This is a genomic window from Pseudoalteromonas holothuriae (genome assembly GCF_945859825.1).
Classification (GTDB): domain Bacteria; phylum Pseudomonadota; class Gammaproteobacteria; order Enterobacterales; family Alteromonadaceae; genus Pseudoalteromonas; species Pseudoalteromonas holothuriae.
The window spans coordinates 1-23,092 of sequence record NZ_CAMAPC010000020.1 but is presented as its reverse complement, the minus strand read 5'-3'; the positions used below and the strand labels follow the sequence as shown (position 1 = coordinate 23,092).

The following is a 23,092-nucleotide window of genomic DNA, read 5'->3' as shown; positions in this document are numbered from 1 at the left end:
TATGAATAAAGCCTGATTTGATCAGACGTTGTTTGCAACACAGTGGCAACGGGTTCGCGCGTAAAATTTATAATAATAGGCTCATAATGTTTAAATCGTTTAAGTTCACAACTAAAGTTACCATTGCAGCATCGTTGGTGTTAGTGATGGTCTTAGGGTTATTTACCGTCAATAATTTTATTGTGATGCGTAGCCAAACCCAGCAACAGCTTACCCTTGTACTACAGGAAATTTCCGAATCTGTCTCTCAGAATATCGCAAATTGGCTTAATGATAGGCTAGATATTGTTAGCTCTGTCGCTCTGGGGCATCGTTCATCAGATTCACGTGAACAAATATTAAGACGTTTATCGACCGCTGATGCGGCAGGAGATTTTAAAAATGTTTATATTGGTATGCGTGAAGGCGACTTTATTTTAGATGACCCAAATATTGTGTTGCCACCGGATTATGATGCAACCACAAGGCCTTGGTATCAACTAGCAAAAGAGAAAAACGGCACGGCATTCACCAATCCGTATATTGATGTTACGACCAATGAGCTGACTATTTCTGCCGTTGTGCCAGTGACCAATGGCAGTGAGTTTTTGGGTGTTGCTGGTGGTGATATTGATATGGCTATCATCACCGATATTATTAATGAAATTGATTTCTTGGGTTACGGTTATGGCTTTTTACTCGATGCAGAAGGTCGTATTTTGTCTCACCCTAATACCAAACTTAACGATAAACCCATGTCAGATTTATTTGGTAAACACTTACCACTTCAAAGTGAGTTTATAGAAGAGGAAATAGATGGGAGCGAACGTCTGATCTCATTTGTAAAAATGGCAGGAATTAAAAATGTTGATTGGTACTTAGGTGTGGTGATCAATAAAGAGATTGCTTATTCTTCGGTGTCTTCCTTTAGAAATATGGCTGCGATATATATGTTTTTGGGTGTGATTGTGATCATACTTATGTTGAAATTCTTACTCGCATATTTAATGAAACCTGTAGAGCAGCTCAATGAAGCGATAAAAGATATAGCCCAAGGTGAAGGTGACTTAACACGCCGCTTGCATGTTGAGAATGAGGATGAGTTTGGTGAACTGTCAAATTATTTCAATTTGTTTATCGAGAAAATTCACGACTCAATTGCACAAGTAAGAGATACAACAATTTCACTAGAGCACTCAGTAGAAAGCTTAATCGCTCAAACTCAGTCTACCTTAAGTATGTATAGCGATCAGACTAAGCGTACTGATAATGTTGCAACGGCAATTAATGAGTTATCTTCAAGTGCCGTAGAAATTTCAAATAATGCGGGCCATGCGTCTGAGCTTGCGAGTGAGGTTAATAAGTTGAGTGCAGATAGCCAAGCTGCTTTAAATGCTAATATTGCAGAAATTGCTTCTTTGAGCGATAAAATGGTGCAAGCACAATCAACAGTTGATAGCTTGGATAAGCACTCAGCAAGTATCGGGCAAGTGCTTGAGGTTATCAAAGGCGTCAGTGAGCAAACAAATCTATTAGCGCTCAATGCAGCCATTGAAGCTGCTCGAGCTGGTGAAGCTGGCAGAGGGTTTGCAGTTGTTGCTGATGAAGTAAGACAGCTTGCTCAACGTACCCAAGAGTCAACGCAAGAAATTGAAAATACGATTATTGAATTGCAGCAAGGTTCGTCATCTGCCGTTGCAGTAATGAAATCATCACTTGAAGACTCTGCGAAAAGCGCATCACAAGCCACACAAGCGGGTGAGAAAATGCATGAGGTAAGTAATGCCATTGATTCGATAGATGGCGTTAACCATGCTGTTGCAAGCGCAACGCAAGAACAAAACACTGTTATTCAATCATTAGATAGTGATATACATCATATTAGCGACTTGTCCGTTCAAGGGTCAGAAAACTTAAATGCGACTCTAGGTGAATGCAAACAACTGCAAGCTCAGTTTGATGAGTTAGAAAAAATGGTGATGAAGTTTAAAGTTTAACCTTTTTGTTCTATAAACAACCACAAAGCCAGCCATTTATAGGTGCTGGCTTTTTGTTTTCAAAATAACTACATTGTTGCAAACCCGCGAATAAAGCGGGTTCAAAGGAATTGAAGTACCTTTTATTACAGCTGTCATCTTTTTGTATTTTTTACGCAACACGTTTGTCATTAAATCCCCTTAAACTGCACCCAATTTAATTACTAGCGAAACTTAAGGTGTATGCGATGAAGTGCGTTAACCCCCTGTTGTTAGCAGGTTTGCTTGCAACTGCGACCAGCGTCCAAGCCACTGACTTAAATAAAGTCATCGACAAAAGTAGTGCAATTAATGAATCTGCACAAAAATCTCAAACAAAAATCGATTCAATAGCAGACTCAATGCAGTCTCGCTTACAGAAGTTTAAAACGCTCAATAAAGAGATAGATGGTTTAGCCGTTTATAACGCGCAATTAGACAAGCAAATTAAAAATCAACTTGATGAAATGAATGCAATCAATGCATCAATGGATCAAGTATCAGTTATCGAACGCCAGATCACGCCTTTAATGCTAAGAATGATCACGGGTTTAGAGCAGTTTGTGTCATTAGATATTCCATTTTTACCAAAAGAGCGTAGTGAACGTCTAACGACTTTAAAAACAATGATGGAACGTGCAGATGTAACATCAAGTGAAAAGTTCCGTCGTGTGCTAGAAGCTTATCAAGTAGAAGTTGATTACGGGCGCACTATTGAAGCATATACCGCATTAATTGATATTGATGGCCAAGAGCGTGAGGTGGATTTTTTACGTATTGGTCGTATGGAGCTTCTATACGTGACTAAAGATGGTTCTTTAGCGGGTAGTTGGGACCAAGATACCAAGCAGTTTGTTGCACTAGATGATACCAGTATCAGTCAGATCAATAAGGGTCTTCGAATTGCTCGCAAGCAACTAGCCCCAGATATGTTAACGCTTCCAGTTCACGCGTCAGAGTAAGAGGTTCAAGATGAAATTTATTAAGCAATTTAGTCAAAAAGCCATCTTGGCTGCAACATTAACGCTATCTGTATCAGCAATGGCTGAGCAAGCGTTAGACTTAGACTCATTATTAAAAACATTAGAGCAAGGTCAAGCTTCACAGAATCAGCAAAACAGTACTCGTGAAGCTGATTTTATGGCTAAGCAAGACCAACAGGTTGCAAAGTTAAATGAGTTAACGCAAAAGCGTAATTCAGAACTATCTCGTTCTGAGCGTTTTGAAACTCAGTTTGAAGAAAATGAAATTAAACTTCAAAACCTAACTGATACGTTGTCCAAACGTATGGGCTCACTTAAAGAACTATTTGGTGTATTACAGCAAGTTGCTGGTGATTCAAGTACAAAATTTCAAACGTCAGTGGTATCTGCGCAAATCCCTGGTCGCAGTGACTTCATGGATGAAATGGCGAAAAAGATGGGCTCAACATCTCGTCTAGCGTCAATCGAAGACATCGAAAAAGTGTGGTATGAGCTTCAACGCGAAATGACCGAGCAAGGTAAGGTAACGCGTTTTAATAGCGAAGTAATTGTTGCTGGTGGCCAAAAAGCGAATAAAGAAGTTGTTCGAGTGGGTGCATTTAACTTAATCTCAGACGGTAAATACTTAACTTATAACCCTGTGACAAGTACATTATCAGAGCTTACGCGTCAGCCTGTGTCTCGCTTTACTGAAACAGCTGCAGATTTACAAAATGCCAATAGTGGTGTGGTTGATTTTGCCCTTGACCCAACCGGCGGTTCAATTTTAGGCTTATTAGTTCAAGCACCTAATACTGAAGAGCAAGTTCACCAAGGTGGTGCAGTAGGTTATGTCATTCTAGGCGTTGGTGTATTAGCTTTGCTTATCGCGCTAGAGCGTTTTATTTCTCTTATGATTATGGGTACAAAAATCAATCGCCAGCTTAAAGACAGCACGGCACGTGATGACAATCCGCTTGGCCGAGTAATGAAGGTTAAAGATCAATACCCTAATGTAGCTTATGACACATTAGAGCTTAAATTAAGTGAAGCTATTTTAAGAGAAATGCCAAAAATTACCCGAAACCTTACACTGATTAAAATTATCTCTGTCGTTGCACCGTTATTAGGTTTACTAGGCACAGTTACCGGTATGATTAACACTTTCCAAGCAATTACCTTGTTTGGTACTGGCGACCCTAAACTTATGGCTGGTGGTATATCTCAAGCACTTGTAACGACTGTTCTAGGCTTAGTGGTCGCAATTCCTACCGTGTTCTTATACACAATACTTAATACACGTTCACGTAACTTGCTGCTGATTTTACAAGAGCAAAGTGCGGGCATCATTGCTGAGCGAAGCGAAAAAGGAGCGTAATCGTGGTCCTATTGATTGAAGCAATCAATGCGCTACGAGAGTTTTTAGATACGGGTGGCCAGGTTCTCCTGGTCATCGGACTAATCATCTTCGCCATGTGGTTGCTTATTTTAGAACGCTTTATGTTTGTGTTTGGTAAATACCGCACATACAAAAATGAGCTTTTAACAGCTTGGAAAGCAAGAGAAGAACGAAACAGCTGGAATGCTGAGCAAATTCGTCAAGCGCAGATATCGCGAGCAGGTATCCGATTAAATGCAAACTTACCTTATATCAATGTCATGGTTGCTTTGTGTCCATTGCTTGGTCTGCTAGGTACAGTAACAGGCATGATTGAAGTTTTTGATGTTATGGCAATCACAGGGACTGGTAGCGCACGTTCGATGGCATCGGGTGTGTCAAAGGCCACTATTCCAACGATGGCTGGAATGGTAGGCGCATTATCAGGCGTATTTGCATCAACTTACTTGCAACGTAAAGCAAAGCGTGAAGTTGAGTTGTTAGAAGACAAATTGTTACTTGACCACTAAGTCGATTAACCAGAGGAAAGAATTATGAGAGCCCCTTTAGCAAAAGTGTTTCAAGAAGAAGAAGCCGAAGAAATTAACATGACCCCAATGTTGGACGTGGTATTTATCATGCTTATTTTCTTCATCGTAACGGCATCATTTGTCAAAGAAGCTGGGATAGATGTGAACCGCCCAGAAGCTGCAACAGCCGTGAAAAAACAACGTGCCAATATATTGGTAGCGATTTCAGATAAAGGTGAGATCTGGATCAACAAACGCCAAGTAGATGTGCGCGCTGTTCAAGCTAATATTGAGCGTTTAAAAGCTGAAAATCCACAAGGTAGTGTGGTCATTCAAGCTGATAAAAAAGCGACTACGGAAATGTTAATTAAAGTAATGGATGCGTCTCGTGCTGCTGGTGCGTTTGATGTGTCAATTGCCGCACAGGAATCATAGGTAGCAATATGCGTTATTTAATAGCACTGGTGATTGCAGGTGTTGTTACCTTCTTTTTGTTCTTGGGTATGCAAGCGCTTATCCAAGGCGGAGAGGGAGCAATGACAGATCCTGTTAAAGGAAACGTGCTGGATTTTGTCCGTTTGAAAAAAGAAGAAACGGTACAAAAGAAAGAACGTAAGCCGCAAAAACCACCAACACCAAAAGAGCCACCTCCACCGATGGATGCGCCGCAAATGCAAAGCAACGATTTGGATGCTGCAGGGGCTGATTTTGATTTTAGCGCCAATGTTGAAGCTGACGTTGATTTGGCCGGTGGCCTTGCACTTGAATCAAGCGATGGTGAATATTTACCGATTGTAAAGGTAGCCCCAGTTTATCCACGTCGTGCGTTATCTCGCGGTATTGAAGGCTACGTGATCGTTGAGTTTGTAGTAACAAAGCAAGGCACGGTAAAAGATCCAAAAGTAGTAACGGCTCAACCAGAGTCTATTTTTGACCGTGCAGCGTTAGATGCAGCGTTGAAATTTAAATACAAGCCTCGAGTGGTCAATGGTGAGGCAGTAGAAGTTGCAGGTGTACAAAATAAGATTTCATTCCAAATAAACGGGTAATGAGGTTGTTAAGGTGCGATTATGAAAAATATTAAACAATTAGCCATTTACAGTGCGTTATTCATAGCGGGATCTGCAGCGCCATCATTGGTGTCGCTTGCGCCATTTGTAGATATAAATACGGCACAGGCTGAAACTAAAACGAAGCGCGTTCCAGCGCTTAGAGAAAAAGTATATAGCCAGCTGGCTCGCGCACAAAAACTTGCTGATGATGGCGATGTTCAAGCAGGTTTGGAAGCGTTAGATAGTATTAACGAGCGTTCATCAAGTATGAACTCATATGAAATTGCCATGATGCATAATTTCTATGGCTTTATCTATTACAATGAGAATCAGCTTGATAAAGCCATTGCTTCATTTGAAAAAGTGGTAGCTGAAGAAGGTATTCCGGAATCGTTACGTTTATCTACTACATTTAGTTTAGCGCAGTTGGCAATGGCGAACTCCCAATACGATAAAGTAAATGAATATCTAGATAGCTGGGATGCAATAAACACCAAAGTTATTCCAGATAGTTACTATGTATTACGCGCACAAGCAAATTATCAGATAAAAGATTATTCACAAGCGTTAAAATATATTAACACTGCGATTAATCTGGCCGAATCTGATGGTAAAATACCAAAAGAGAACTGGTTGGTTTTACAGCGCGCACTGTATTATTCACTGAATAAACCAAAAGAAGTAACTGAAACATTAGAAAAAATGGTGAAGTTATTTAATAAGCCGAATTATTGGGTTCAACTTGCTGGTATGTATGGTGAGATTGGTGATGAGAAAAAGCAATTAGCTATATTTGAAGCGGCAGATCAACAAGGCTTTGTTAAGTCACGCTCAGAGCTTAAACAACTTGCACAAGTTTATATGTATAACGGCTTATCTTATAAAGCGGCCAAAATTATGGAACGTGGTTTAGAGCAAGGTGTTATAGAAAATAATGCAAAAAACCAAGCGTTTATTGCCGAGTCCTTAGTGCAAGCCAAAGAAGATAATCGGGCAATTTCTTACTTTGCGAATGCCAGTGAGCTGGTTGAGCATGGTAATTATGATCAGCGACTTGCCGAGCTTTATATCAATTTAGAGAAGTTTGATGAAGCGGCAGATGCAGCGCGTTCTGCATTAGATAAAGGTGAGCTAACTTTTGAATCAAATGCGTATGTTGCACTTGGTATGGCTCAATATAACCTACAAAATTTTGATGCATCTATACTAGCGTTTGAGCAAGCAGAAAAGCATAAGAAGTCAGCTAACTTAGCAAAACAATGGATTAAGTACGTCAAGAAAGAAAAGCTCCACGTGGAAACGTTAAAACAAGCTCTTTTATAAATTTATAATCGCAACACCAAAGCCGCCTTCGGGCGGTTTTTTTATTTCTAAAAACTAAATTGTCATTTTTGTTTCTATAAAGTGTAACCCATTTGTAATACAGTCAAGTTACTTTATGTCCAAGCTTTTTATGCACTTATAATTATTATATATTTTGGAGATAAAAATGAAACTTTCTGGGTTATTCAAAGTAAGCCTTGTAGCTTCTGCATTAGTACTAGCCGGTTGTGGTGGTGACATTAAAGTAACACCTACAGTAAACGATAGTAGTGTTACTAACTCAAATAACACAACGACTAACCCTACAACACCTACTGACCCAACAACTCCTGTTGAACCGCCAGTGACAGTTAATCCGTGTACTGCACGTACTGTTGCAGGTAACGAGGTTCAAGGCGCATTTGAAGCTCCTCATTGTGTATATGGTACTGACTTTGCTGGTAAGACATTAGAAATTGAAGAAGATATTACCTTTGCAGCGCTTGCTGATAACGGCGCACATGTTTTTGATGGCGCAATCCAAATGGGTAAAGACTGTAAAACAACTTCAGGCTGTACCGTTGAAGCAAATGGCCCAACTTTAAACATAGAAGCAGGTGCAACCCTTGCTTTTAAATCTGGTGAAGCAATTGTTCGTATTGGCCGTGGTGCTAAAATAAATGCTATTGGTACTGCACAAGCACCAATTACATTCACATCAGCAAACGTTTATTCTGAGTTTGATATTGCAGAGACTGGTGCTCAATTTGCAGACTGGGGTGGCATCATCATCAATGGCTTTGGTTTAACCAACCAGTGTACAAATGCAGAGCGTGCAGCTAACACTTGTAACGCAGAAGCAGAAGGTATCATAAGTCACTTTGGTGGTAAAAATAACGCAGACAGCAGTGGTAACATCAAGTTTGCTAATATTTGGTATGCAGGTTCAGGTCCGCGTGAAGGCGGTGACGGTGATGACTTGAACTCACTAACACTTAATGGTGTTGGTTCAGGTTCTACGTTCGATTACCTTCATGTTCACCAAGGTTTTGATGACGGTATCGAGTTCTTCGGTGGTGCTGCAAACATCAAACATATCGTAGTAACAGATACACAAGATGATGCAATCGATATTGATGCAGGTTGGCAAGGTAATGCACAGTTTATCTTCGTGAAACACGGTACAGTAACAACAAAGAAAGCAGTTACTTATTTTGACGAAGGTGAAGAAAAAACAATCCCAGCAGGTTCAGAAGGCTTCATGGGTAACAACGGTTTTGAAACTGATGGTCAAAAAGGTAAGGGTGATGAATACTCAGAAGTACCTGCATCAAACCCAATTATTGCAAATGTGACCGTAGTAACAACTGATGGTAAATCAATTCGTGATAACAGTTCATCTCAAGCTGCTAAATTTGATGATGCAATTGAAGGTATGTACTACAACGCTTTATTTGTTAAAGCGCAAGGTGATAATGGTACTGATTGCATAGAGTTCAAAAAAGAAAGTGCAGAAGAAAAAGCGGTTGCAGGCAAGTTGATGTTCAACAATTCAGTTCTTGCATGTGTTAATAACTTTAAAGTGGGTGAGAATTTTGTGAGCGGTGGTTCTAAAGCAGAATGGTTTGCAAACAGCGGTTCTAGCTTAGTTTTGAATAGCGGTGAAGGTGTATTGGCTGCCAATGGCTTTGCAACTAACACAGCCTCTACAGATGTTACCATCCAAGCGAATGACCTAAGTGGTTTAGATGCAAGCTTCTTTGAGCAAGTTGATCACATCGGTGCAGTGTCAGATACAGATACTAGTAGCGAATGGTATAAATGGGTACAAAAATCACTTGCTGCCATTGCAAACTAATAATCTATTAAGATTTTAAGTGTTTATCACAAAGTGGGCGCAGCTAATGCGCCTTTTTTATGATTTTTGGCAGGATTACAAATGAATACTCAAATGAAATTAAAAAAAATTGCTTTGGCAGTTAGTTCTGCAATCATGGTAGGCATTTCATTGCCGAGCATAGCAGCAGAAGACGAAGCAATCGAAGAAGTTGTTGCAGTTGGCACGCGCCTACAAGGCAGTGCGGCAGCAGTGATTGAAGAGCGTAAGAACCAAGCATTTGTTGCCGATATTATGGGCGCAGAGCAACTAGCTCGAACAGGTGACAGCGATGCTGCATCAGCTTTGCGTCGTGTGACAGGCCTAACGCTTGTAGATGGCAAATTTGTGTATGTACGTGGTTTAGGTGAGCGTTATTCAAGTGCGCGATTAAATGGCGCGTCAGTACCTAGCCCTGATTTAACACGTAACGTAGTCCCTTTGGATATCTTCCCTTCAAGTATTATTCAAAGCTTAGCGGTACAAAAAGCATACTCTCCTTCAATGCCTGCGGCGTTTGGTGGTGGTAACATCGACATTCGTACCAAATCTGTACCTTCAGAGTTTTCTGCTGGTATAGAGGTTGGTGTAGGTATGAACTCTAGCTCGGATGAAGGGTACACATACTCTAGACCCAATGCAGGCCAGCCAGATGCGTTACATAGTGCCGTGTTGAGATATAAAGGCGACTTTAGTTTAAGCGGCATTGTAGACAGAGACGGAATTAAAAGCACTGAAACTCAAAACCGAGCTGAACAAGCTGGGGCAATAAACAAAGCGCTTGTTTTATCATTACCTAGAGACTTAAAAGTAACTAAAGAGTCGTTAGATCCTAACTATGATATCAAAGCAAACATTGGTAACAGCTTTGATGAAGAATACTTTGGTGGTACTGTTGGCTTTATGCTTGCAGGCTCTTATGATAGTGACTGGTCATTCTCTGAGCGTAAAACAGCGGTTACTGACGATGATCCGTCAGAAGGCTGTACAACGTCTTTAGCGACCACAGAAGACGCTAGAAATAATTGCTACATTACTGTAAAAGACTCAAAAGTAACCACAGAAAATGAACGTTTAAGCGGAGTATTTAACTTAGGTTATAAGTTAGATCAGCACAGTGTGAGTTACTCTAAAATTTACTTAGAAGATAATGAAGACGAAGTAAACCTGTCTGTACTTCAAAGCCCTAATGGTAGTACCGTAAGAACAATTGCGGGTACGGGTCAAGCTCAACGTTCACATCGTTTTAATTATGAAGAACGTACTTTAGATGTTGACCAGTTTATAGGCCAACATACCTTGCTAGATTATTGGGGAATTGGCGCAGATTGGCAATATACAGAGTCTAAAGCTGAGACGCGTATTCCTACTAATATCGACTATAAATTTATTGATACGTTTGAAAATGGTATTTATGAGAATTCAATAGTAACAGGTGATGACAACCGTGCTGTTTATTCTTATACCGATATGGTTGATAACGTAAAGTCATACGGTGGTAATGTGACACTGCCATTGTCATTTGATAGTGTTGAAGTAACGTTAAAAGCGGGTTATGACTTCTTAGATAGAGCACGTGTTTACAATACTTCTAGTTTTGCTATTAATAACGAAACTGGCATTTCAATACCTGTAAATAGTGATGAAAACAATATCTTAGGCATGACAAGCTATCTAACCGATACTTTTGTTAATGATAACGACTTTTTCTTGTCGTTTAATGAGCCAACAGCACCAAGTGCAGATGACTACATTGCTGCGCAAAAAATTGATGCTGGCTATTTTGAGTTTGATGCATTTTTCAATAACACTTGGCGTGTAAGTGGCGGCTTGCGTTATGAAGATTTCAAACAAGTTACTATCGGTACATCTAGCTTAATCTTTGATAAAATTACTCAGGGTATTTATTACTCAGAAGAGACAATCAAAGAGGGCACGGTAAATCTTGATGATGTTTTCAGCTCGTTAGCTTTGACTTACTTAGCTGAAAATAACTATCAAGTTCGCTTTAGCTACGGTGAAACGGTAGTTCGACCAGATTTACGTGAATTAGTCGCTGTTGCTTACTTTGACCCTCTAACCGATATCAAAACATTTGGTACACCAGGCCTCAAAAGTAGTGATTTGAAAAACTATGATGCACGTTTTGAATACTATATGGATAATGGTGACAACTTCTCCGTTGGTGCTTTTTACAAAGACATTGCTAACCCAATTGAAACTGTACTTCGTGTAGGTGATGAAGATTACAGCGCATCTTTTGTTAACGGCATAGAAGGTGAAGTATACGGCATTGAAACAGAATGGTTATTCGATTTATCATCATTGGTAAGTGGTACTTTTACCTCGGGTAACATAACGCTCAGTGATTCTGAAGTATCAATTGATCCAGCTTTTGCGGGTAACTTAACTAACCCTACTAAGCGTATGACAGGTCACTCAAAATATGTTGTTAACTTACAAATGGGTTTTGACTCAGCTGATGGACAACACAGTGGTTCAGTTGTATATAATGTATTTGGTGAGCGTATTTTAGCATCAGGTATTGGTGGGCGAGATGATGCGTTTGAACAGCCATTCCATTCACTTGATTTAGTATATACTTGGTATCCAGACTTTAACTCTAAAGTTAAGTTTAAGGTTAAAAACCTACTTGATGAAGAGCAAGAAGTGACGCAATCAGATTTAATTGTAAGACAAAAAGAAGTTGGAACTTCTTTAAGTGTGAGCTATAGCTACGAGTTTTAAGCACTAGTATACAGTTAAAACTGTTTAAAATATAAGCCAAGGCAATTGCCTTGGCTTTTTTATCTCATAAAAAGTCATTAGATTTGATTGCGAAAATATGACATGTGACGTAGAATAATCACAATCGGTTATATGAATTAACACTGAACCAAATAATTTACGTATAAATGTCAGCACTTTAATAAATTTGTCATCTTTATACTTTAAAGTGCTTTCAATCCAAAAGGTTATAATTAAAAATTATAAACAAACCTAGAACCGAGTTCTGAATTGGTGTCGTGAACATCAGATTAGGACAACCTTTACATGTTGTATCCAAACCCCGCTTGCGGGGTTTTTTATTTTAAAATTATTTTCAATGTGTTGATAAAATTAGTTATTTTATTTTACCTTGATTGCTAAGTTAAAGTTTTTGATACCTTTTTAGCCTCCTTCTATTTTATTTCTCCTCCCTATTTATCTAGAATATCAAATTTCAAAGTACAGTATTAATATGTATTGAACTAATGGCTCATACCATATATGCATCTATTTTAAGGGAAATAATATGAAGTTTTGGCTAGTCGAACTCAACCATATTTGTTATTTTGGACGTCTAGACTCACGCAATGTCTATTAATTTAAAATAAAGGTAATAATATGAAAAAAGTAGGACTCGTTGGTTGGCGTGGTATGGTAGGCTCGGTGCTCATGCACAGAATGATGGAAGAAAATGATTTTGCATTTATTGATGCGACTTTTTTTACTACATCACAAGCCGGGCAGCTTGGCCCTGAATTTGTAGGCGCTGCAAAACCGTTATTAGATGCCAATGATACGACCGCTTTGTCAGAAATGGATGTGATTATTTCATGCCAAGGTGGTGATTATACCAACTCTGTTTACCCTAAATTGCGTGACTCGGACTGGAGTGGCTATTGGATTGATGCAGCATCAGCACTGCGTATGTCATCTGATAGTATTATTGTGCTTGACCCCGTCAATAACGATGTGATCACACAAGGCTTGGAGCAGGGTGTTAAAACATTCGTGGGGGGTAACTGTACAGTTTCTCTTATGCTACTTGCACTAGGCGGTTTATTTGAGAAAGATTTGATTGAATGGGTAAGCCCGATGACATATCAAGCGGCGTCAGGGGCCGGTGCGCGCAACATGCGTGAGCTTATTACGCAAATGGGTGAGATCCATGGCTCTGTCGCAAGCCAGTTAAATGACCCAAGCTCAGCTATTTTAGAAATTGATAAAATTGTTGCAAACAAAATTAAATCTGATGATTTACCAACCGACCAGTTTGGTGTTCCACTTGCTGGTAGTTTAATTCCTTGGATTGATGTGCCAATGGAGTCTGGTCAATCAAAAGAAGAGTGGAAGGCACAAGTAGAAGCAAACAAGATCCTTGGTTCATCAAAGTCGCCTATTCCTATCGATGGTTTATGTGTGCGTATTGGTGCGATGCGTTGCCACTCACAAGCAATGACCATAAAATTAAAAGCTGACTTGCCAGTTAATGAGATTGAGCGGATTTTAGCCTCTCATAATGACTGGGTTAAAGTCATACCAAATAATCGTGAACAAACGGCTAAAGAGTTAACGCCTGTTAATGTTACAGGTACACTTGATATACCTGTTGGCCGCATACGTAAGTTAGCAATGGGTCCAGAATACATAAGCGCGTTTACTGTTGGAGACCAATTATTGTGGGGCGCAGCTGAGCCACTTCGCCGTATGCTGCGGATAATATTGTCAAGCTAAGCTCTCACTTGTAATTCAGGCTCACAAAATACTAGGCATTTTTAAGCTAAACAGTTGGCGCCAAATTGGCGCCAAATTGGCGCCATTTTTATTTTTGCTGCCAAAACTTAGCGTATAGCTTTGGAAATTGTTCCATAAGTAGTTTTGGTTTGTTTTTAAATTTTTTGCCTTGTGGCGCAAAGTTAACAACATTGTGATAGGGCAGCTCTTCGCCTGTAATATCTTCATGCAACAAACCAGCAATCAAGTCGAGTTCATCGCAGTAGGGCGCTGGTAGGTCATTTTTAACTGGTATATGTTCGTACTCTGCCAAGCAGTCAGGGTTAGCTAAAAACTTTGCTAAGTTTTCTTTACCTTGAAGAATTAACCAGTTACAAAAATCTAGAAAATCATACTCGCTATTACAGCCACACATTACATATGCAAAAGCCCAATTATCCCAGTGCCATAGTTTACGCAGTTCTTGCGTGTAGAGAACATCAAATTGTGCGATGTCATTTTTGTCGAGTGTTGATAGGGCGGTTCTAAGCGCCAAGTTAACATTATTACTATTTTTTACTGACGCTATTATTTGCCAAAAAGTATCGGTGTTCATTATCACATTTTATTGCGTTACATTTATTGCAATTTTAGCATAGCAAGATAAACAAACGCAGCCCTATAGACGTTTTGCTGATATTACTGTAGATTCGCGGTGCATTAAGAAAAGAGTGAAATAAGATGTTTGATAATGGCTTTGCCTGTATTGGCTTAACTAATCCTAAAAGCCCAAGTAATGTGGGCGCAGTAATGCGTGCAGCTGGTTGCTATGGGGTAAACTCGGTTTTTTATACGGGTAAACGCTTTGATAATGCACGTAAATTTACAACAGATACCAAAAAGGTGTATCAAAACATTCCGTTAATTGGCACACCATCACTTGCTGATATGTTACCCTTGGGCGCGACACCAGTTGCTATTGAACTAATCGAAGGAGCTAAACCGCTTACTGAGTATACTCACCCCAAGAGTGCATTTTACCTATTTGGTCCTGAAGACGGCTCACTCGATAAAGGCACGCTTAAGCTCTGTCAAGATGTAATATATGTTCCAACTCAAGGATGTATGAATTTGGCGGCTACCGTTAATGTTGTGCTTTATGATAGGTTATTGAAGTCGGGCGTTAAATTTAATCATGATGAAATAATTCGCAATAGCCGAGATAAAAACAATAATATTGTTTTAACTGACCTTTTAAGCAAGCCATAAACTATTTACCAGTTACAATTTAACACCTTGGTGTACCAGCTTTTATTTTCAAAAAGTCTGGCTTTTGCAAAGGTAACGGGTGGTAGTTGAATATCTAGTCGTGTGGCTAAATACGTTCTGATCAAGGCTTGTAATTGTGGGCCTGCAAGTTTATCAAAGGACGAATACAAGTTATCTTTGACAGTCGTGGGTAACTTATACCCCTGACTATGTGTATATGTGGAATCAACCCAAAAAAGATAGGCTTTTTTGGAGTTGTCTGGGTATTCATCTGATAGTTTTGATATATGTGGATATAAACGTTGGTAGTTAATATCTTGATTTTGAATAATAAAAGTGAATAACAAATTAATACCTGAATTAATGTGTCCTGAATGATTATTTGTTCGCTGAAAACCCGATAGTGCTTGGCGAAAGTGCAGCTCAGCTTGCTTAATATCGCCTTGATCCATTGCAATTGCCCCTAAATTATTTTCAATCGTTGCAATTGCACGTAAGTTATCCAACTTTTTGGCTATAGCAGCAGCTTGATTATATAAAGATATAGCAATGGCATAGTTTTGCTGATGGCGGGCTACAATAGCACTACTAATAAGTATTGAAATTCGTTGACCCGATTTTTCAGTATGTTTGAGTGCACATGAAAATACCTGCTGGGCTGCATCAAAATAATTAGATTTTCTTAGCCAAATTCCGCTGCCACTTAATATTGTGACTAACTTATCGGCAAAAGCACTTTTGTCATCCAAAGCAAACAGAGAGTCAAGGTGAGGTTCAACAGCTTCTAACTTGTTTAGTATGAGTGAAGTGCGCATTTTTAAGGTGTAGAAAGCAACTTTCTGTTCATCAGACAATGAATTAATATTTTTTATCTGGTTGAGTATTGCCTGTGACTGCTTGGGGTTCGATCGTACGAAGTATTGCGCTCGTGTGAGTTCATAGTCAACGTCTTCGCTTGATACAGACAAACAAGATGCACTGATAAAAGTTAGCAAGGAAAATAAAGCAACTTTATATTTATAAAACAAAAGTGATCCCACATAGGATATAGAATACTTTTAAGTATAGGATGAGCTGATATACGGTCAAGCCTCTTTTAAGTCCGATATTGTTTAGTATTGGACATTTTGGGGTTTGTAAATTGTATCGTCTATGAAACATCATAAGTAATATTTAATGGCTCATAATTTATATTATGTTAAATTAAGGTGTGTAATATCACTTACCACTACTACCTTTGTATTTTATCCTGCGCAGACTAACAGTCAGAATTGTACAGATAAAAGAAAATATGCTGTAAAAGCTAATCTTACATGAGCAAATGGACAAGAGCTGCTAGCCGCTGCGGCAAACAAAAAGATTGGATTTGGTATTAGTGGCTGTTTGGGTGGCAATTTACCAAATGTATATCGAGTTGATATAAAATTTTAATAATCAAACTTTTTATTAAACTAGTTCTCTTGCTTAGAGAGTTTTGCCATGTAATGCGTTCTAACATGCATTTATTTATATAGTTGTTATCTAGTAGCACACCCTTATTTGAAGAGCGTGCGTTTTGATCACCTATCTAAAGTAAATTGATATTGTCCCGTTGTTTGACTATCCCAACTATAAACTTTAAATCGGTAATAACCATAAGGTGCTTGAAATTCTATGCGCTCGTTAGATTGAGGTTGTGTAGATACCGCGACCACTTTCCACTGTTGTAAAGTATTGTCCTATTGCTCCAAACTCAGCTCTAAGTCTGCTTGGTTGTTGCCAGCTAGCCGAGCAATTAGTGTACCTCCTTAATATTCAAACCACTGGCCGTTAGGTTGAATGTCAACTTCATCAGGCGTTGATATTTCACCAAAGTACGTTTCAACCTCACTATCATCTTCTTTAATATGGTCTACCTGTAAAGTCGTGTTACTAATCCGGAGTTGGCATATACACGAATATAAAATGGTGCTGTTCGCGCGGCCAAGCTACATATTTCGTCATTGCCTTGATTTGAACTGATACAGTCATAAGTTTGTAGATTAGGTAAACTATCTTGTTGAACATAAATATCAGCGTTACCTTGCCCACCTGCCAGTGTAAACTGAACTAGCTTAAATTCATCTGTTGCATTTACTATAGAGCATATAGTACTCACTCCCAAAACATGACGATCTAGCTAGTTTTGTATCTTCATATAAAAGTTAATTGCCTTCACCCAGTTAGAGTTTAAGGGTAAAAAATTTTGGCATGTAATGCGCTGTAACATACATTTATTTACATAGGTGCTACATTTATTTAAGTCTACAAGGAGCGGCACAACGGCATTTTTATTTAATGGATTGAATAAGCGGTAATTACCTTACTTTTAACTTTAACGAGCAAGATTGAATTGTGCATTGACTACAGTAATGGCGGCTGCGTTTATCGGTTGTTTACGACGCTATAGTTAAGTAGAAATTAAATCAAGGAACTATCATGACCCATTGTAAACTTGGCAGTGAAATAAAATGTAAAACCATTCCAGAACGTGTTGAAGTTGCGATTGTTGGCGCCGGTATGTCGGGCCTTTATAGCGCTTGGCGACTTAATAATGAAAAGAACATCAGCGATTTAGCTATATTAGAGCGCTCGAATAGAACCGGTGGGCGCTTAGACTCGGATTTAATTAATTTCCATAATCAAAAAAAAGGTCCAGACCAACCTGACATAATAACCGTCAAAGAAGAGCAAGGCGGTATGCGCTTTTTGTTCGATAGTATGGACGATTTGATGGCGTTATTTCTTGAGCTCGATTTGCAGGATGAAATTGTGCCGTTTCCTATGAATAGCGGTGGTAATAATCGCTTATATTTCCGTGGAGAGAGTTTTTCAGTTAATGATGCAGCAAAAGATGATTTTGCGATTTGGTCTGAGCTATATAATTTGGATCAGCCAGAACAAGGGATGAACCCAACAGAAATTGTTAACGTTGTCTTTAATCGTATTTTACAAGCAAATCCTCAATTTAATGATCGCCCAAAGGTTAAAGGCCCTCAGTTTTGGCAAAACTTTCGTTTAGAGTGCAAATGGAACGATAAAGGTTTAAATGAGTGGTCATTATGGGATCTATTTTCTGACATGGGTTATTCTCAAGAATGCATTACCATGCTTTATCGCGCACTTGGCTTCAATGGCACTTTCTTGTCGAAAATGAATGCTGGGGTGGCATACCAACTGTTAGAAGACTTTCCTGCAGATGCTAAATTTCGTACTTTTAAGGATGGGTTTAGTACCTTACCGAACGCTTTAGTTGAGAAAATTGGCGAAGAGCGTATTCACCTTCAGACTGAAATAGAAGCGATAGACTACGATGCTAAATGTAAAGAGTATTCACTAAAATATACTCGCACAGATGTAAATGGCTCAGTGACTTCAGGGACTATTCGAGCCGAAAAGGTGATTTTGGGTTTACCAAGACAGGCGCTTGAGCGATTGTTCATTGGCTCAAATGCATTTAATAGTTTACCAAAAGATGAGTCTCAAAAAATTTGGAATACACTACAAACTGCAACTAATCAGCCTCTCCTTAAGATTAACCTTTACTACGATACACCATGGTGGGCAACAGGTATTACAGGTCGTCCATCGGTTGAGTTTGGTCCTAATTTTGCCGATCTTCCAACTGGCTCCGTCTACCCCTTCTATGCGGTTAACGAACCATTGGTTGCTGCACTTATGTATGAGGAGCGCAAAACCAGTGCTGATAAAAAAACTCAAGCCAAGCTTGATGTAATTAATGCACAAAAGTATGACCGCCCTGCTGCGTTAACTATATATTGTGACTATCTAAATATTAATTTCTGGAGTGCTTTACAAAATAAAGGTGAGCTCTATCACAATCCACATCAAGATCAGTATGTATGTGATGTGCCCTCTGATATGTATCCTGCATCTGTAGGCGTTGTTGAACAAGCAACTGCGTTTTTTAAAGATATTTTTGATACACGCTACGTACCGCAACCGGTGCTAACGAGTGCGCGTATTTGGGAAGGAAGCGTTGACTTTGATTTACCAATGAGTCAGCAGTTTGGTTATGGTGTTCACCAGTGGGCGGTAGGTGCTGATGACAAGCAGGTAATGCAAGAGCTCACTGAGCCTTTGCCTAATTTGTTTACTTGCGGTGAAGCATTTTCTGATTACCAAGGTTGGGTAGAAGGAGCGCTACGCTCAACTGATCTTGTATTAGAAAAAGGCTTTGGTTTACAGGCACTAGACAAACTTTATCAAGAACAAAATGGTATACCGTCATCTGCTGCGATTACTGAAGCTTATGAACAAAATGCTTCAAAGTTAATTAATGAATATATAGACCCAACTTTGAGCATAAGTGATGCACCTATCGATGAAACCTTCGATAGGAATAGTATTTTAGGTGTAAATTTAACTTATTTCGATAAAGCTTAAGTAAACACATACTGGAGGCTAAACACCTCCTTTTTATTGCAAAATTTCGAGAAAAAACATGAATAATGTAATTGACCAATATTGTGTTGCTGATTACTTAAAGCAACGTTTAGAAGAGATAGGTGTGCAGCAAATGTTTGGTGTTGCGGGTAACTATACTGCTGCGCTATTGGATGTAATTTTATCTGATGATAACTCACCAATCAAAATCTCTGGTAATGCAAACGAATTGTGCGCAGGCTATGCGGCTGATTCTTATGCACGATTAAAGGGGGTAAGTGCGCTTTATGTTACCTATAGTGTTGGTGCGTTTAGTTTACTCAATACCATTGCAGGGTCATTTGTTGAGCAAGTCCCTGTTATTTTGATAAATGGTGCACCAACAAACAAAGAAGACCAAATCTCAAAGCAGGCAGGGCTATTGTATTCACATACTACAGGGTATGATTTTGTAGATATACATATGTTTAAACCTATCACGGTGGCGGCAGAGCGAATCACAAACGCGCAACAAGCGCCCTATCAAATAGATTCTGCAATAACGGCAATGTTGACTCTCAAGCGCCCTATTTACTTTGAAGTTGCAGAAGATGTATGGCGTACGCCGTGCCAAAAGCCACAAGGTACACTTCAATCCGGCATTGATGCCACAATCACAGTAAGCGAAGCGAGTAATGCAGCACAAGCAACCGTAGAGCTAATGCTAAGCAAGCCTAACAGTATTTTTTGGGCGGGTATTGAGTTGCAGCGGTTTGGTTTACAGGATAAGTTTTTAGCATTACTGGATATACTCAATCATTCGCACACACTGCCCAATCAACATATTCACTTTGTAACAACGGCTTTAAGTAAATCGGTTATTGAAGAAACACACCCATGGTTTGAGGGGTGTGTCACACTCAAAAATGAAGAAATCACCGAGCTTGTGGGTGAAGATGGTGCGCTTATTGGTATCGGAGCGTGGACCACCGGTAAAGATACCGGTAATGAAGACATTCGTAGCAGCAAAACCGTGTTAGCTGCACATGATGGTGTATTTGTTGGCGCTGAATTTTACCCATCAGTTCAGCTAGATAAATATTTAGATGCTTTAATTGATAAATTTACTGAACTGGCGAAAGTAGAATCAGCAAAATTTGCTGGTTTACGCTTAACTAAGCAATTATTGAAAGCGGCACGGACATGTCCAAATACCGATAGTACGCTAGGATACGATAACTTTTTTCATGCGATGAGCCAATGGATCAGTGAAGATGATGTGATGGTTGTTGATGCAGGCTTCCCTTTGATAGGCGCACAAGGCGTTAAAATTCCTTCTCGTAATGGTTTCATAGCTCAAGCCGCTTGGTTATCAATCGGCTTTTCAGTTCCTGCGGGAACCGGTGTAAAGTGCGCAATGCCAGACAAGCGCGCTATCGTTGTTGTGGGTGACGGTGCTTTTCATGAAACTTGTCAAGCTGTTGCAGATCAGCACGCTTATGGTCAAAATACGGTGGTGTTTGTTATTGCCAATGGCATTTACGGCATCGAGCAATACTTGGTAAACCCTAATCCATTTAGGCACCCACCTGTTGACTATAAAGATGAATTGCTTGATAGCGTTTATGCCTACAATGAGTTGCCAAGTTGGAAAATAGCAAAACTCACTGATGCATTTGGTGGTACTGGTCGAACGGTCAACCATATGAGTGAACTGCTGGCTGTGATGGAAGAAATCAGATGCAAACCTGATACTAACTTCTTGGTGGAAGTGTGTATACCAAAAGAAAATGTTCCGCTGTCAATTGCTCAAGAAGCAGGTACAGCAGTAGGTGAAGATGAGATCGAAAACCCAAATTGGCCACCTGCAGGAAAATTTTAACTGTCCACAATAAATAAAGGCCCTTAATGAAGTAAATGGGCCTTTATTTTAGCTCCACTCAAATACGATATTTTTTACTTAGTCTATGGAATATGTAAACCCCTTTTACATATTGAAATCAGTTAATTGTTTCTTTTAATATGTAATTAAGTCTTTGTTTATTGTATAGTAAATTTTTTAAAGAGGAACTAAGCAACTGTTTCGCAATGTTTGATTAAGTTGAAATGTATTTATAAAAGGAAAGGAATGCAATATATTATCACAGCATATGATTACGTAGATGAAGAAGCTATAAACCGTCGTTTGGCAGCAAGAGAGCAGCATTTAGCAGGCATTAGAGCATTAATTAAAAATGGCAACTTTATAAGTGGCGGCGCAATACTAGATGGTTCAGGAAAAATGATTGGCTCATCAGTGCATGTAGAATTTACTACAAGATCAGCGCTTGATTATTGGTTAATGAAAGACCCGTACGTTACCAATAAAGTGTGGGAAAGCATAGAAGTAACACAAGCGCTACTCGTTCCTGTTGAACAGTATCAATAGAGCAGTATCAGATAATTATTCTATATAAAGGTCAATAATGAAAGTAACCATATTTTTACTGGTACTTCTATTTACAATGGTATGCCAAGCAAATTCAGAGCGGTTTATCGTAAAATCAAAAATTATAGACGAAAACCCAACAGTACAAGTTTCTTTACCAGATACATATTCCCACTCAGATTCATATCAATACCCTTTGCTATTGGTGCTTGATGGCTCAACGCAGTTTTCTCATATTGCAGCAAGCACCCAGTTTTTAAGTACTTATGCCATTATACCCGAGATGATAGTGGTGTCGGTTAGTACGCAAAAAAGGATGACCTATTTTACACCAACAGCGCATGAAAAGTTTGTTGGTCGTTCAGGTAAAGCTGATTTGTTCAAAGGTTATTTACAAAAAGAACTCATCCCATATATAAGTAATAAATACCGTGTAGCACCTTATTATGCAGTCACAGGGCATTCGCTCGGAGGGTTGTTTACTAGTAATTTAGTACTTGATAATAATAGTAAATTTGGTTTACACATATCAATAAGCCCTAGCCTATGGTGGGAAAAATCGATATTAGTGAATAATTATAAAGCATTGAGTGATAATCACCTCAGCTCGCCTAAGCGTTGGTTTTTAAGTATCGCCAGTGAATCAGGGGAAATGTTCGAGTCATATACTGCGATGATTAATGCACTGAATGAGCAGCCTTTATCTAAATTACATTGGTTTTCAGAGCATTTTCCTGAAGAAACGCATGACAGTACACCACTCATCGGTAATGCGCGTGCACTTAAGAAAATATTTAATAACTGGAATGCGGTGCCTGAAATTGACGTAATGCCACTCCATAAGCTGCATGATTTTTACCTGAAAAAAATACCAGAGTATGGGTATCATTTTACCTTGTCAGCACACCAATATAATGTTTACGGCCTAAAAGCAGTATATGAAGGTAAACATCAATGGGGCATTGAAATACTCGAGCAAGGTGTAAAAGAGTTTGGTAAATCAGAAATATTGTGGGATAGCCTAGCAACAGCATACAAGCTAAACAAACAATTAGTAAAAGCGCTACATGCATCTAACACTGCGTTAAAGTTAGCAAAAACAAGTAACTCTATCTATTTAAGTGATATTATCAGTCAAAACGAGCACTTAAATACAGTATCTAATTTCTAACTAAGATAGCGTTAAAGTGGCTTATCAACATTCAGCGATAAGCCATTTATAGTAATGTTGAAATAGCCCAGCATAACCTTTACCACATAAATTATTTAATTTTTATCATAACCACTCTAGCTAATTATTGGGTTTTGCTTTAAGTGAACTTAAACGTGAACTTAAGCTTCCAACATGAATCTCTATTTAGTTTTATCCGAGGAGCAACAAACTCGACTGCAACAAACTCGACTGCAACAAACTCGAC

18 protein-coding genes are annotated in these 23,092 nt (G+C 39.1%); 15 read left to right on the top strand and 3 right to left on the bottom strand.

The window, feature by feature from the left end:
• Window positions 1-86: 86 nt before the first annotated feature.
• The 10 genes from OCI93_RS17985 to asd all read left to right on the top strand — a co-directional run bounded on the left by OCI93_RS17985 (window position 87) and on the right by asd (window position 13,594).
• Window positions 87-1,976 (top strand): methyl-accepting chemotaxis protein, encoded by a 1,890-nt coding sequence (locus tag OCI93_RS17985; RefSeq protein WP_261594910.1) that lies wholly within the window; start codon window positions 87-89, stop codon window positions 1,974-1,976.
• A 227-nt stretch (window positions 1,977-2,203) separates the two neighbouring features.
• Window positions 2,204-2,956 (top strand): DUF3450 domain-containing protein, encoded by a 753-nt coding sequence (locus OCI93_RS17980; protein ID WP_261594911.1) that lies wholly within the window; start codon window positions 2,204-2,206, stop codon window positions 2,954-2,956.
• Window positions 2,957-2,966: 10 nt separating this feature from the next.
• Window positions 2,967-4,334, top strand: coding sequence for a MotA/TolQ/ExbB proton channel family protein (locus OCI93_RS17975; RefSeq protein WP_261626972.1), 1,368 nt, complete (start codon window positions 2,967-2,969; stop codon window positions 4,332-4,334).
• 2 nt (window positions 4,335-4,336) lie between these two features.
• Window positions 4,337-4,864: a MotA/TolQ/ExbB proton channel family protein gene (locus OCI93_RS17970; RefSeq protein ID WP_261594913.1), complete on the top strand. Its 528-nt coding sequence runs from the start codon at window positions 4,337-4,339 to the stop codon at window positions 4,862-4,864.
• A 24-nt stretch (window positions 4,865-4,888) separates the two neighbouring features.
• A complete protein-coding gene (locus OCI93_RS17965; protein ID WP_070982912.1) occupies window positions 4,889-5,299 on the top strand; it encodes an ExbD/TolR family protein in 411 nt (136 codons plus the stop codon).
• 8 nt (window positions 5,300-5,307) lie between these two features.
• Window positions 5,308-5,913 carry an energy transducer TonB gene (locus tag OCI93_RS17960; RefSeq protein WP_261594914.1) on the top strand — a complete coding sequence of 202 codons (606 nt, stop codon included), beginning with the start codon at window positions 5,308-5,310 and terminating at the stop codon, window positions 5,911-5,913.
• Window positions 5,914-5,934: 21 nt separating this feature from the next.
• Window positions 5,935-7,239: a tetratricopeptide repeat protein gene (locus OCI93_RS17955; protein WP_261594915.1), complete on the top strand. Its 1,305-nt coding sequence runs from the start codon at window positions 5,935-5,937 to the stop codon at window positions 7,237-7,239.
• A gap of 166 nt (window positions 7,240-7,405) precedes the next feature.
• Window positions 7,406-9,076 carry a hypothetical protein gene (locus OCI93_RS17950; RefSeq protein WP_261626971.1) on the top strand — a complete coding sequence of 557 codons (1,671 nt, stop codon included), beginning with the start codon at window positions 7,406-7,408 and terminating at the stop codon, window positions 9,074-9,076.
• Between the two features lie 81 nt (window positions 9,077-9,157).
• Window positions 9,158-11,842 (top strand): TonB-dependent receptor domain-containing protein, encoded by a 2,685-nt coding sequence (locus OCI93_RS17945; RefSeq protein WP_261626970.1) that lies wholly within the window; start codon window positions 9,158-9,160, stop codon window positions 11,840-11,842.
• A gap of 639 nt (window positions 11,843-12,481) precedes the next feature.
• Window positions 12,482-13,594 (top strand): aspartate-semialdehyde dehydrogenase, encoded by a 1,113-nt coding sequence (gene asd, locus OCI93_RS17940; RefSeq protein WP_261626969.1) that lies wholly within the window; start codon window positions 12,482-12,484, stop codon window positions 13,592-13,594.
• Window positions 13,595-13,682: 88 nt separating this feature from the next.
• Here the strand turns inward: asd and OCI93_RS17935 are convergent, their stop codons facing one another.
• Entirely contained in the window at window positions 13,683-14,189 is a 507-nt protein-coding gene (locus OCI93_RS17935) for a DUF4240 domain-containing protein (protein ID WP_261626968.1), read from the bottom strand.
• 125 nt (window positions 14,190-14,314) lie between these two features.
• On the opposite strand from OCI93_RS17935, the gene OCI93_RS17930 reads away from it, so the two are divergent.
• Entirely contained in the window at window positions 14,315-14,842 is a 528-nt protein-coding gene (locus tag OCI93_RS17930; RefSeq protein WP_261594922.1) for an RNA methyltransferase, read from the top strand.
• Window positions 14,843-14,847: 5 nt separating this feature from the next.
• Here OCI93_RS17930 and OCI93_RS17925 read toward each other — a convergent pair whose 3' ends face one another.
• Both OCI93_RS17925 and OCI93_RS17920 read right to left on the bottom strand, forming a co-directional pair.
• On the bottom strand, window positions 14,848-15,870 hold the full coding sequence (locus OCI93_RS17925) for a tetratricopeptide repeat protein (RefSeq protein ID WP_261626967.1): 1,023 nt from the start codon (window positions 15,868-15,870) through the stop codon (window positions 14,848-14,850).
• A gap of 863 nt (window positions 15,871-16,733) precedes the next feature.
• The gene (locus OCI93_RS17920) at window positions 16,734-16,979 is read right to left on the bottom strand and encodes a PPC domain-containing protein (protein WP_261594924.1); all 246 of its coding nucleotides are present in this window, start codon (window positions 16,977-16,979) and stop codon (window positions 16,734-16,736) included.
• A gap of 320 nt (window positions 16,980-17,299) precedes the next feature.
• On the opposite strand from OCI93_RS17920, the gene OCI93_RS17915 reads away from it, so the two are divergent.
• From OCI93_RS17915 to OCI93_RS17900, 4 genes are all read left to right on the top strand, one after another.
• On the top strand, window positions 17,300-19,267 hold the full coding sequence (locus tag OCI93_RS17915) for an FAD-dependent L-amino acid oxidase (protein WP_261626966.1): 1,968 nt from the start codon (window positions 17,300-17,302) through the stop codon (window positions 19,265-19,267).
• 58 nt (window positions 19,268-19,325) lie between these two features.
• Window positions 19,326-21,128 carry an alpha-keto acid decarboxylase family protein gene (locus OCI93_RS17910; RefSeq protein ID WP_261626965.1) on the top strand — a complete coding sequence of 601 codons (1,803 nt, stop codon included), beginning with the start codon at window positions 19,326-19,328 and terminating at the stop codon, window positions 21,126-21,128.
• Window positions 21,129-21,374: 246 nt separating this feature from the next.
• Entirely contained in the window at window positions 21,375-21,674 is a 300-nt protein-coding gene (locus OCI93_RS17905) for a YciI family protein (protein WP_261594927.1), read from the top strand.
• Window positions 21,675-21,711: 37 nt separating this feature from the next.
• Window positions 21,712-22,845 (top strand): alpha/beta hydrolase, encoded by a 1,134-nt coding sequence (locus OCI93_RS17900; protein ID WP_261626964.1) that lies wholly within the window; start codon window positions 21,712-21,714, stop codon window positions 22,843-22,845.
• Window positions 22,846-23,092: the final 247 nt, after the last annotated feature.